We start from the raw sequence: 12,305 nt of genomic DNA, 5'->3' as shown, positions 1-12,305 counted from the left end.
ACACTGAAAACTAACATCTCTGCTGAAAATCTGTTATATTCTTTAAGGTAAAGTCTTATTTTGCAACCACATGCTTGCGCTGTGACCTTTTTTTACCTAAAAGAGTAGAAGGTTATAACCAAATTTTAAAGTTGTCCCCAAAAGGAGAGACCATGCCAGTTAAATTGAGACTCATGTTATCCATTGCCGTAATTTTTGTGATGACCGCAGCGTCGGTTTTCATGGCTGGTTTTTCCACCTTGCAGATAACATTTCTGTGTATAGCCCTCGCGGCCACAGTTCTGGGTTTTGTATCCCTCAATTCAGGATTCAGCGGACAGTTGGAAGTATTGTCCAATTATCTGGTCGAGCTTACCAAGGCAGGCAAAAAAGCGTCCATCCCCGCTGGAATGGACGATGACATCCTCGCCGCAGCAAAAAAATCAGGCGAAGCAGTTTATGCCCTTGCCGAAGAATGCATTAAGGCACAGGAAGAATCAGACTCTCTGCGCGACCGGGTAGATTCAGCCGAAGCAGAGACAGAAAACGTGCGCAAAGAACTCGCTGAGCAGAAAGAAGCCCTTGAAGCTATTACCAAATCCGCAGCCAACGCAGGCGGCATTTCCGGAAAACTTTTTGCCGGGATTGAAGAGCTCAGTGCTCAGGTCAATCAGGTCAGTGCCGGTATGGATCTGCAGAGAGACCGTGTGACTGAAACAGCCACCGCCATGGAAGAGATGAACAGCACAGTTCTGGAAGTTGCCCAGAATGCCGGGCTTGCGGCCAACAGTTCCGCCCAATCCAAAGATAACGCTGTTCACGGAGCTCAGGGCGTTTCCGAAGCTATCCAATCTTTTGAACAAATCAAGGACACCATCCTGAACCTCAAGGAAACCATGGGCACCCTCGGCGAACAGGCTGACAACATCGGCCAGATCATGACCGTGATTACCGACATCGCCGACCAGACCAACCTGCTGGCCCTGAACGCAGCCATCGAGGCAGCCCGGGCAGGTGAAGCAGGACGCGGATTCGCGGTTGTTGCCGACGAAGTACGCAAGCTGGCGGAAAAAACAATGGATGCAACCAAGGGCGTAGGCGAGGCAGTATCCACAATTCAGAACAATGCCCGCGAAAACATCGCCGCTGTTGAATCCGCAGCCGAAGACATTGTCAACTCCACCGAGTCCGCAGCCAGATCCGGCGAACTCATGGAGGCAATTGTGGGTATTGTTGACGAGACCAATACTCAGGTTGAATCCATCGCAGCGGCATCGGAAGAACAGTCCGCAGCATCCGAAGAAATCAACATGGCCATCAGCGATGTGGCAAGAGTCGCCTCGGAAACATCTGAAGGCATGTCTTCATCCGCCCATGCCCTCACTGAAATCGCCAGTGTGGTGGAAGAACTTGATTCCATTGTGCAGGGGATTTCATCCGGCAGAGTTGTTGATACCAGTTCCGGCAAAATCGTTGAATGGTCCGATGACCTCTCAGTGCATGTCCGCACCATTGACGAACACCACATGACCCTGCTTGACCTCATCAACGAACTTTACGGAGCCATGCGCCAGCGCAAGGCTGACACTGTTATCGGCGAAGTGGCTGAAAGACTGCTTGAATACACCACCTACCACTTCGGTTACGAAGAAAAAATATTCGACAAGCACGGCTACCCGGAAACCGAACCGCACAAAAAGCTGCATAAGACTTTCATCGATAAAATCGCTGATTTCAAAGACGATGTTAATGCCGGTAAGGTTACCGCCTCCACCGATATTATCCGCTTCCTCAAAGACTGGCTTATCAAGCATATCATGGTGGTGGATGCTAAATACACCGACTTCATGCATGAACACGGTTACCACTAGGACGAAATACCAGAGAACAAATAAAGGGGGATTCCTCACGGTTTCCCCCTCTCACAACATTGTGCAACTTGATGCCGGCACGACGTTTATAGAATAAAAATTAAGGCTCAGCCAAACGCACACCGATCTCGCGGAGCCGCACGACCTCCTGATAAAAAAACGGAAAAGACATGATGCATTCTATGAATTCAAAAACATACATTACCGTAGCCAGAACCTGACCGAAGGATAATCCTGCTGAGACAGAGCTGGTAACAGAAAATAGCATCACAGCGGAAAGCGCAATCCATATACCCGAAAAATTAAGCGTTTCAAGATCTGACATCCGGATATCCCAGATGGTCAATTTTTTAAAATGAGCCCGTATCTCAGGGCTGCTGGCCCGGGTGAGAATATCGACCTGCTGCTCAAATTCATCGTTACTGCCCTTGTTCAACTGAAATATTTTTTTTTCGCTGAAAGCATAGATCAAGCCCGTCACCGCAACGCTTGCGAGACAGGCCGCAAATACTTTCCAATCGATAAAAACTATTATCAACAAAACTCCAAACAGAGTTATGATCTGCTGAATGATCTCCGGTATAGACTCCTCAAGAAAATGGATAAATTCTATAAAAAGATTGGTCCGTGCTGTGATCTTCGAAACTCCTGATTTCTTCCCGCGTTCATTCTGCACAAGCTCGTTGGCAACAGTGTTAAAAATCTTTGCGTAAGCCCGCGTGTCATAGAACCTTCGACCTGCACCGGCCAACAACAGGATCAGGCATAATCCGGCCAATTGATAAATCCCGGACAAATCATCGACCATCAACCCGTCTACGGCCCAGCCGATAACCATAGGCATTAGAACAATCGCCACCCCCTCCACCAGAACAAATATCCAGGTCAACAGGGTCTTACGCCAGAAACGGCGGATTAAATTTTTCAGGGAAATAGATTTAGAAGTCATTTCAGGCCTCACTTTGCTTTAAGATTTACAGCTACTTTTCAACAATAGCTTTGCAAAGCGGTCACGACTTGACTTTCTTTGCCAAACCTTTTCACAAGGAAATCAAAAACGGTTAGGTCATGATTACGTCGGGCTTGGCGCATAAGAAAAGGCCCGGAAGCAGCAGCTTCCGGGCCTTTCATATTTTAATTGAATCAAAGATTACGCCTTGCTCAGGAACTCCTTGATTCCCGCTCCAAGACGCTTGATGCCTTCGGCAATCTGCTCTTCATTGGAGTTGGAAAAGTTGAGGCGGAAAGTATTTTCGCCGCTGCCGTCAACATAAAAAGGACGGCCCGGAACAAAAGCCACCTTGTTCTTGATAGCCTCGTCAAAAAGATCCATGGAAGACATGCCTTCAGGCAGGGTAACCCAAAGGAACATACCACCCTCAGGGCGGGTAACTTCCGCTTCGGCGGGGAAATACTCATCAATAGCCCGGACCATGGCCGCACGCTGGTTTCCGTAGCACTCACGAATCTTCTCAATGTGATCATCCAACGGATTATCAGTAACATACTGATGCATGACCCGCTGGGCAAAGGTGCTGGTATGCAGGTCTGAAGCCTGCTTGGCAATAATCAGCTTGTCACGCACATCAGTGGGACAGACCATCCAGCCGAGACGGAATCCCGGAGCAGCAACCTTGGAAAAAGAACCGAGCAGGATACCGTTTTCCTCAAGATACCCACGCACCACGGGCTTTTCAAAATCGCCCATAAAACGAAGTTCACCGTAAGGATCGTCTTCCACAAAAAGGATATCACGATCTTTGAGAATATCGGCTACGCCTTGACGTTTATCAGCACTGTAGGTCAGGCCGGACGGATTCTGGAAGTTGGTTACCGCGTAAAACATGCGGGCTTCATTTTCATCAAGAACCTTTTCCAACTCTGCGAGATCAGGGCCGTCAGACTCAAGACCTACGGTAAGGAAATTGGACTGAAAAATTGAAAAGGACTGGATAGCTCCAAGATAACCGGGACGTTCGATAACAACGTTATCCCCGGCATTGAGAAATACTTTACCCAGCAGATCAAGACACTGCTGTGAACCGGAAGTGATCAGGATTTCATCAGCACTGACTTTGATACCTTTTTTATCAAGGTAACGATCTGCAATGTACTGGCGCAGCGGCTCAAACCCTTCAGTGGTGGAATACTGCATTGATTGCGGTCCACTTTCACGCATGACTTTGACCGCAGCCTGTTCAAGGTCGGACACGGGAAATAGTTCCGGGTTGGGCAGACCGCCTGCAAAAGAAATAATTGAAGGATCCTGAGTCACTTTCAGAATTTCACGGATAAAGGACCTGTGCACGGTGGACATGCGGTCGGCAAATTTAACGGGCATACTAGCCTCCTTGAGAATATATGGGGCCGAAAAAGCGTACAGTATTGCGCCACTGTATCAGGACAGTAGTATTTCGGCAGTTCGTTGCGTATTTTTTAGGGAATAAAGAAATGCGAACGCTGGAATAAGTGGAAGCATACTGATTTTCATTTAGAACACAAGAGGCAGAATGCATTTTTTGCTGCAGCACAGAAAAAAGTGAGGGGAACAGGCTGCGAGCCTGTCCCCCTGCGGGCTAGATGATAAGGAGATGGGAACTAATTATTCATCTGCGATTCAATCCATTCTCTCACTTCGGTATTAACCGGGTAATTACCCTTAAGGTTACCGACAGACTTCCTGAACCTTTCAGCAATATCCCTGGGCAGTTCAATGCTCATCAGTTCACGAGCCTCTTCCGAATTCCTGCGCACGAAAAGCACCCTCGGCTTGTCATCCCACAGGTAGACGGTAAAATAGTTTGTGTAGTCATTCTTGGAAGTTACCGGTGCAAACTTGGAATCCCAAGGATGGTTACCCCACTCAAGGTACAGGGTTACTGCATCTTCAGGAGTCATTTCCCAATCAATGTCCCAATTCTTGTAATCTCTGAGGCTTCCCATAATTATCTCCTTACTTTCTAAAATATCCGAATTAGTTGTTTTCCCATCAACCTTGACTAAATAATAACAATTCCTATTACTAAGTCAACACTTAAAATACCTTTTAATTTAAATTTTGCTGCTGTATTAATGAACAACACATCGCAGCCAACAAACAAATTCAATCATATCAAAGACTAAACATCATGAAAAACAAAGCCTACCCTGTTCCTGGAAAAGCAGTCCGTACTGAAGAAATAATCAAGAAAAGCCGTTTCATCTGTGACCTATGTCAAGTTCAGGACCGTGAGCAGGCCAAAAAGTTCATTGCTGCCATCAAAAGCGAATTCCCGGACGCGCGGCACCACTGCTCCGCTTTCATTGGCGGACCGCCCCAGACCGGAGATATGGGCATGAGCGATGACGGAGAACCGCAGGGCACGGCGGGCAAGCCCATGCTTCAGGTATTGCAGGGAAGCGGTATCGGAGAGATAGCCGCTGTGGTCACCAGATATTTCGGTGGGATAAAGCTAGGAACAGGCGGGCTGGTGCGGGCTTACTCTGGAGCGGTACAGCAAGGATTGGAAGAACTGGAAGTGGTCATGAAGGTACCCATGCGCATGCTGACCCTTGAAATTTCCTACGCGCAGGAAGGCATGCTGCGGCGCATGCTCGATGAGTACCGGGCTGAAATCGAGGAGCAATCCTTCGGGGCCAGCCTCATGTTTACGCTGATCATGCCTTCGGATCAGGTGGAAGCCTTTTGTGCACGGATCATAGAAGACACCAACGGCACGGCTGAGTTATTGGTAGAAGAGGAAGATATCTGGAGATAAGATGCCTCCGGCGGCTGGGGAAGGGGAACTTTTGGGAAAAGTTCCCCTTCCCCAGACCCCAACCCCTCAAAACTTTTCAATAGGCTTCGCATATAACTTTAAAAATAGCCTTACAAATAGAAAACTCGTCATAGCGTGGATGCTATGACGAGTTTTTTAGTTACTATCTTCCGCTAACGTAGCGAAGCTTAATAAAAGGTTTTGAAAGGGAATCCAAAGGGAAAACTTTTGCAAAAGTTTTCCCTTTGGCCCCCGGAGGGATTCTTAAGGCTTTACAGTAAGCGTATATTTATTATTCCAGTCAATATACTTGTTAATAAGCTCCCTGACCTGAGCGGCGTCAATCTTTGCAGCCCGCTCGATTATTTTTTGATCAAGGTCGGGCTGAAATCCTTTGACGATCAGGCTGGCCGCTTCCCGGCTGCGGGAAAGCAAACTCTGATGATCCTGATAGTATTCGCCGCGCAGGATGTTGCGGGCGCGCAGGATTTCATCTTCAGGCAGATCACTTTCCTTAAGCATCTTCACGGTCTTGTCGAATCCGGCCATGGCTTGTTCCAGCTGTTCCGGCTTGGTGCCGATGTAAAAGGCCATGAACCCGGTCTTGGGTGCCTGCCAAAGGAAAGCGGTCACAGTATAACCGAGTCCCTGCTTGTCGCGCAGATCGCGAAAAAGCAGACCGCTCTGCCCTGCAAGGGAGGCACGGAGCAACGAAAGTCCGGCTGTTGCTTCTTCATCTTCCATACCCGGTACCGAGAAAATCACCATCAGGTGAGCCTGATTGCGATCCGGCAGGGTCATGGTCAGATCCTTTTCCCCTCCCCAATTGGGAGCGGGGACGGCAACAGCTGTATCCTTTGCAACCAGATTGCCATCCAGCCCTTTTGCAAATGCGGTCAGAGCTTCACGGTCATAATCACCGCAGATGGAAATCACGAAAGGACGTGAACTTTGCTTCTGCCAGTAGCCGGCGACCTCTTCACGGGTAAATTTCTCCACGACCTCAGGCATGCCCAGATGGAAATAGGAGTAGCTGCCGTCCTTATAAAGGAAAGGGAAAATATTCCTGAAAGCGAGGCTTAAGGGGCGGTCTTCTTTGCGCTTGATGGCTGAGACCTGATCCTGCCGTGCGCGGTCCAGTTCTTCCGCAGCAAAACGAGGGCTGCTGATTATTTCGCTGATCAGCGGCAGCATATCATCAGTGAAGCGGGACGGAAACTTGGCATTGATGGCAAACACCTCACGTCCGGCAGTAGCACCGAGAGATGCGGCGCGGTCCGAAACAAAATCTTCAAGCTCGGTGGCATTCATGGTTTCGGTGCCACGGGTCAAACTCTGGGAAACCATAGCCGCAAGCCCCTGCTCTTCAGGAGTAAGGTCAGCATCACCGCCCACCCAGTACATGGACATGGCTGTGTACGGCAGGGTTTCATCAGGTATGAAAACCAGCTTGCTGCCGTTGGCCAGTTCAATGGTATCAGCTTCGCCCGGCCCTGCGTCTTCAGCCTGCGCTGCGGCCTTGATCTTTGCAGGCCAGTTTTCGGCTACGGCCTTTTCAAAAACCTGCGCGTCCGCCTCTACGCCTTCCGGCATGAGCATGCAGGCAGCCAGCTTTTCAGGATCAAAATATTCATCGTAAAGCAGCTGCAGCTGCTCACGGGTGATGTTACGCAGATCGTAGAGGTAATTTTCCTCAGCCTCCTGACCGCCTTCAAAAAACTGGAAATAGCCCAGCTTGGAGGCAAGCCCGGAAAGGGTTTCCTTGGTCAGGAACAGGGAGTCCTCAAGGTTGATAACCACCCTGTCCATCTCGCGGTCAGTGAAATCATTAAAGTCAACCGAAGAAAGTTCAACCATAAGTTCTTTCCAGAACTCGTCGACCTTATCAGCATCAAGGGTGGCGAAAACATAAAGCATCCCGGCCCGCTCAAGAGTCAGGGAAGACACGGAAATGCTGTCCACCATGCGCTTTTCATATTTGAACTTACGGTACAAACGGGAAGTTTCCCCGCCGCCGAGCAGCTCACACATGGTTTCCAGTCCGGCAATCTTGGCGGAACTGAGACCGGGAATGGGGAATGCCGCACCGATGTATGCCTTGTTCCATTTACCCGGAACTATCTTAACGGTGGTCTTGCCTGTTGCGGGAACAGGAAAAACAGTGGGCGGAACAACCGGATTCACGGACTTGCGGCTGCCGCAAAGCCTTTCCGCTTCCCTTGCAACCGCTTCAGGATCAATCTTGCCGACCACGCTGAGCAGCATGGATTGCGGCTGATAAAGACGGTCGATGTAGGCGTGGATATCTTCGGATGAAATACCTTTTACGGTGTCACGGTAACCGATGATGGGCCACTGGTAACTGGTATCTTTCCAGACAATGGACTGCAGGGTTTTGAAAATCCTGCTGCCGGGATTGTCTTCACCGCGTTCCAGCTCGGAAAGCACAACCTCACGCTCGGACTTGAGTTCTTCGGGATCAATCTTGGCGTTAAAGGTCATGTCGGTGACAATATCCATGCCCAGCTTCCATTCGTTCTCAGGGACTTCCACGTAATAAACAGTGTAGTCAAAGCTGGTGGCAGCATTCATATCACCGCCCACGGACTCAATTTCACGGGCTGTCTGACCGGGGGCGCGGGTTTCCGTACCTTTGAAAACCATATGTTCCAGCAGATGGCTGATCCCGGCCTGCTCCGGCTCTTCATAAGCGGACCCGGCATGGACGAACAGACGAACATTGACCAGCGGAAAACGGTCATCTTCCTTGATCAGCACGGACATACCGTTCTTGAGCTTGATCACGTGCGGGCCTTCGCCGGAAGCAAGGGCCTTCTTGATTTCATTGCTCAGTTCTTCCTGTGCGGTCTTTTCTGCAACAGGCTCAACTGCCGTGACAGCAGGGGCGGCAGCGGATTCATTTTCAATCAATCCGGCGGCAACATCCTCTTTTCTGCTGGCATCTATCTTTTCCACTTTGCATCCGCTACTCATCAGCAGCACCCCGCAAAGCAGCATAAAAATACATAATTTTTCAAAATCAAATCCTTTAACGGCTTGAGCAGCCTTCACATTTTGTTGAGGGACCATGTCTTTTAAACTCCGGTATGTCAATCAGGTTTGAAGTACAAATTATCGTAAAAATAGAGGGCGAATAACAATATCCCATAAACACTGAAAAAAGAAGTTAAGCACAGGTTTCGTTAAGGTCAACGGATGAGAAATAAAAGTCGGAAAAAACAAAACTATACCGCAAGCAATTTCCCAAAACGTTAAATTATCCTTCAACCCCGTTATTACGGGAGTTTATCTGCAAAAGAGAATGTATATGTTGATTGACAAAACAACTTACGGGGGACATTATCTGCGGCGCGGAAAATACCGGTTGCGAGGTATTTTATTTCAATTATTATACGGAGGTGCTGATGTCTTTCAATTCTACTGTCGCTCCTGTCAAGCGGGGCAAGAGTGACGCAATTCTGGACTGGCTCCAGATGTTTTCAGGGGTGGCTCTTATCATTTTTGTATTTATGCATATGAGCCTTGTTTCAAGTGTGATATTCAGTCCGGCAATCATGGACACTATCGCTCACACTTACGAGGAAAATTACATGGCCCAGATCGGTGGTCCGATCCTGTTCCTGCTTTTCCTCTTTCACTTCTATCTCGCTGCACGCAAGATCCCCTTCCGTCTGGAAGGCCAGAAAACCATCTGGAAGCATGCAAAAATGCTCAAACACCGCGACACATGGCTCTGGGTTGTACAGGTGGTGTCCGCCATGCTGATTCTGGTTATGGGTGCTATCCACATGTGGGCTGTACTCAGTGACCTGCCCATCACTGCAGCCCGTTCTGCCGAACGCATCCAGTCCGGACCGTGGATCTTCTTCTATCTGGTTCTGGCTCCGCTGGTGGTTATGCATGTTGTGGCCGGGCTGTACCGGATCGCCGTCAAATGGGGATTCATCAAGGATTACCAGCGCGGTAGACTGAACAAATTCGCCACCGGGCTGGCCGTGTTCTTCATCTGCATCGGGCTGGCTACTCTGGCTAAATTCATGACTTTGAGTGCATAAGAGAGAGTTGATGCGCTTCGCGCTTTTGATTATTTGATTTTGCCTCCGGCGGCTTAAACCCTTTGAAAAGGGTTTAAGAATCCCAAACTTTTTTAGTAGGGCTTCGCCGTTACAAATATAAAAACCGGGACGATCTTGTGAGATCATCCCGGTTTTTATATTTGGTTTGTTTATTTAATTTAATACTGGCTGATTTTCTTAGGCAGCTTGATCATCCAGAACCCGGCCTTTTCGCCAGTAGGTACCAGCTTGAAGGAAGTGGGAACTTCCTGACCGTCGTAGGTCATCTTGGTGCCGTCAATCACGTATTTTGTTGCTTTCTTAACCGGCTTGCCGTCCTTATCGGTGGCGGGGTCAACAGTTTTGGAACCGAAACCGAAATCGTTATCAGAGCAGACTGCGAGAGTGCGCATATCGGGCAGCAGTGCCAGCCCTTCGGCCTTGCTGGGTTTCCAGCCGTATTCACGCAGGCTGATGATTTTTTTCTTACTCGCCATTTTGATACCGAGGGACTCAAGCTCCTTAGCACCGGAAACAGCTTCCAGCTCTTTACCTTCTGCGGTCTTCTTTCCGCTCAGGTCAGTGGCATCGCTGATGTCGATTAAATAAATGAGGTTGCGCAACCCGTCCTTGCCTTTACCCTGCTCCACAATCAGGAACTCAGTATCGCTCACAGCGTGCAGATCGCCGATTTTAACGTCCTTGCAGCGTTTGTAAGCCTCTACATCAACCGGATAGGCGAACATTTTGGTCTCGCCGGTTTCAGGATCAAGCAGCACAAGACGGGTGAAAGGAGCCTTGCTGGCTTTTACATTGCCGTCGATGTCGCAGATAGACTGCACAGCACCGAGAACTTTGTTGGAGGGAGTAACCGCAATACCTTCCATGCCCCGGTTAGGCTGACGCTTGCCTACGATTTCAGGCAGTCCTGCTCCGGGACCGTATTTCTTGATCAGACGCCCGGTGTTGGCTTCCATCTTGGCGATGAACGGGCCGTACTCGTCACAAATCCAGAGGTTGCCGTCCTTGCGGTCAATGGCAATGCCTTCGGTATCAAGACCTTCACGGTCATATGAAAGGACCTTGTATGAATCACTCAGGGGAATTTCACCGGTAGAACCGACGGTTCCGGGAGGGATGGGACGGCCGGAAATTTTCCTGCCCTTGATATCCTTGATCTCAATGGTGCTCATGAGGGTCACTTTGCCGTCTTTCAGGCCGATGGCACCGTAAGAAGGAGTGTATGCGGGAGCGGGAAAAACTTTGGAAGGAACTTTTTTACCGTCAACCATTACCTTGGGACTGCCCGCGTTAGGACCACGGTCACCGATGGCGTAAAAAAAGCGGGTTCCGTCCTTACCCAGACCGATATAAGTCATGCCGGAACCGATTCCGATGGGAAAACCAGCAGGAAATTCAGCAGCAAACTTTCCGCTGTAAGGAACATTGGATTTCAGGGGAGTTGCTATCTCGTACTTTTCAATTTCAAACTCAGACGCAAACGCAAGCCCGGCACTCAGAGCAACTGCCGCACCAGCTATAATCAATTTTTTAAGCATGGTAGCCTCCATATTTTTTATCACACAGCAGCTACACTTTTTGCCCGCAAAGATGATCACACACAAGTTACAATCAGGTCACTCGTGCAAAGATTTGAAATCATTTTAATGAAATACCCAAAATGACAATACTCTACCAATTCCCACTACACAATATCACACAAGGCATCACCTATATCGGTAAAATTAAATTTAAACCCGGCAGCAATGAGATTCACGGGCATAACAAACTGCCCACTGAGAAGCACCTCTTCGGCCATCTGCCCCAGTGCCAGCTTGAGCACAAAAGCCGGGGTTCGCAGCCATACTTTTTTATCAAGCACGCTACCGAGTGTGTCGGCAAATTTATTAAATGTTACCGGATGGATTGAGCTGAGATTGAATATCCCGCTGCATTTCTCATTTTCAATCAGGAAAATTATAGCCCGGACTTCATCTTCAAGATGAATCCACGAAACACCATGGTGTCCCTGCCCCAGATAGCTGCCCAGCCCGCTCTTAAATGGACCGAGCATCTTTGCCAGCGCGCCGCCGCTGCCCAGCACCATTGCGGTACGGACAATTGCCCGCCGCACACCGTGCTCCTCCACCGGATCTGTGCTGGCTTCCCATTTTTCCACCACATCAGAAAGAAACAGATCGCCTCTGGCTGATTTTTCATTAACCGGTTCAGGGCCGCAGTCACCGTAGTAGCCGATGGCCGACCCTTGAATCACCACCTGCGGCTTAACTTTTGCCTTGGCAACGGCTTCACTGACCGCCCGTCCGGCATTGACCCGGCTGTCAAGAATCCTTTTCTTTTTGGCAGCAGTCCAGCGTCCGGAAGCGATATTGTCCCCGGCGAGATTGACGATGGCTGTTGCTCCATCTGCATGTTCAAGCCAACCAGCCGAACTCTCTCCATCCCAGACAACATTACGGACCCCGGAAATATCAGAAGGACGGCTGGAACGGGTCAGACAGACAACCTGATATCCCTTTGAAGCCAGCTTCCGGCTCAAACTTTTTCCTATAAATCCGGTACCTCCGGTAATCACAACTCGCATGGTCCCCCCTTGCCGA

9 protein-coding genes are annotated in these 12,305 nt (G+C 49.3%); 3 read left to right on the top strand and 6 right to left on the bottom strand.

Annotated features, from left to right (window positions below):
• The first annotated feature begins 152 nt into the window (after positions 1 to 152).
• The gene (locus FMR86_RS07050; protein WP_163350391.1) at positions 153 to 1,850 is read left to right on the top strand and encodes a bacteriohemerythrin; all 1,698 of its coding nucleotides are present in this window, start codon (positions 153 to 155) and stop codon (positions 1,848 to 1,850) included.
• Between the two features lie 100 nt (positions 1,851 to 1,950).
• Here FMR86_RS07050 and FMR86_RS07045 read toward each other — a convergent pair whose 3' ends face one another.
• The 3 genes from FMR86_RS07045 to FMR86_RS07035 form a co-directional block, all read right to left on the bottom strand.
• On the bottom strand, positions 1,951 to 2,799 hold the full coding sequence (locus FMR86_RS07045; RefSeq protein WP_163350390.1) for an ABC transporter six-transmembrane domain-containing protein: 849 nt from the start codon (positions 2,797 to 2,799) through the stop codon (positions 1,951 to 1,953).
• 201 nt (positions 2,800 to 3,000) lie between these two features.
• Positions 3,001 to 4,191 (bottom strand): PLP-dependent aminotransferase family protein, encoded by a 1,191-nt coding sequence (locus FMR86_RS07040; protein ID WP_163350389.1) that lies wholly within the window; start codon positions 4,189 to 4,191, stop codon positions 3,001 to 3,003.
• Between the two features lie 257 nt (positions 4,192 to 4,448).
• Positions 4,449 to 4,793: a DVU0772 family protein gene (locus FMR86_RS07035; RefSeq protein ID WP_163350388.1), complete on the bottom strand. Its 345-nt coding sequence runs from the start codon at positions 4,791 to 4,793 to the stop codon at positions 4,449 to 4,451.
• 185 nt (positions 4,794 to 4,978) lie between these two features.
• Between FMR86_RS07035 and FMR86_RS07030 the strand changes: the two genes are divergently transcribed.
• Entirely contained in the window at positions 4,979 to 5,608 is a 630-nt protein-coding gene (locus FMR86_RS07030) for a YigZ family protein (RefSeq protein ID WP_163350387.1), read from the top strand.
• 264 nt (positions 5,609 to 5,872) lie between these two features.
• Here the strand turns inward: FMR86_RS07030 and FMR86_RS07025 are convergent, their stop codons facing one another.
• Positions 5,873 to 8,698, bottom strand: coding sequence for a pitrilysin family protein (locus FMR86_RS07025; RefSeq protein WP_163350386.1), 2,826 nt, complete (start codon positions 8,696 to 8,698; stop codon positions 5,873 to 5,875).
• Between the two features lie 335 nt (positions 8,699 to 9,033).
• Here FMR86_RS07025 and FMR86_RS07020 point away from each other — a divergent pair, with 335 nt between their 5' ends.
• Positions 9,034 to 9,684 carry a succinate dehydrogenase/fumarate reductase cytochrome b subunit gene (locus FMR86_RS07020; protein WP_163350385.1) on the top strand — a complete coding sequence of 217 codons (651 nt, stop codon included), beginning with the start codon at positions 9,034 to 9,036 and terminating at the stop codon, positions 9,682 to 9,684.
• A gap of 179 nt (positions 9,685 to 9,863) precedes the next feature.
• Here FMR86_RS07020 and FMR86_RS07015 read toward each other — a convergent pair whose 3' ends face one another.
• Together FMR86_RS07015 and FMR86_RS07010 are read right to left on the bottom strand one after the other, a co-directional pair.
• On the bottom strand, positions 9,864 to 11,243 hold the full coding sequence (locus FMR86_RS07015; protein WP_163350384.1) for an esterase-like activity of phytase family protein: 1,380 nt from the start codon (positions 11,241 to 11,243) through the stop codon (positions 9,864 to 9,866).
• Between the two features lie 146 nt (positions 11,244 to 11,389).
• A complete protein-coding gene (locus FMR86_RS07010) occupies positions 11,390 to 12,289 on the bottom strand; it encodes a TIGR01777 family oxidoreductase (RefSeq protein ID WP_163350383.1) in 900 nt (299 codons plus the stop codon).
• Positions 12,290 to 12,305 lie beyond the last annotated feature (16 nt).

The sequence above is a fragment of the Desulfovibrio sp. JC010 genome, from assembly GCF_010470675.1.
In the GTDB taxonomy this organism is placed as follows: Bacteria; Desulfobacterota; Desulfovibrionia; order Desulfovibrionales; family Desulfovibrionaceae; genus Maridesulfovibrio.
This window is presented reverse-complemented; position numbering and strand designations above follow the sequence as displayed.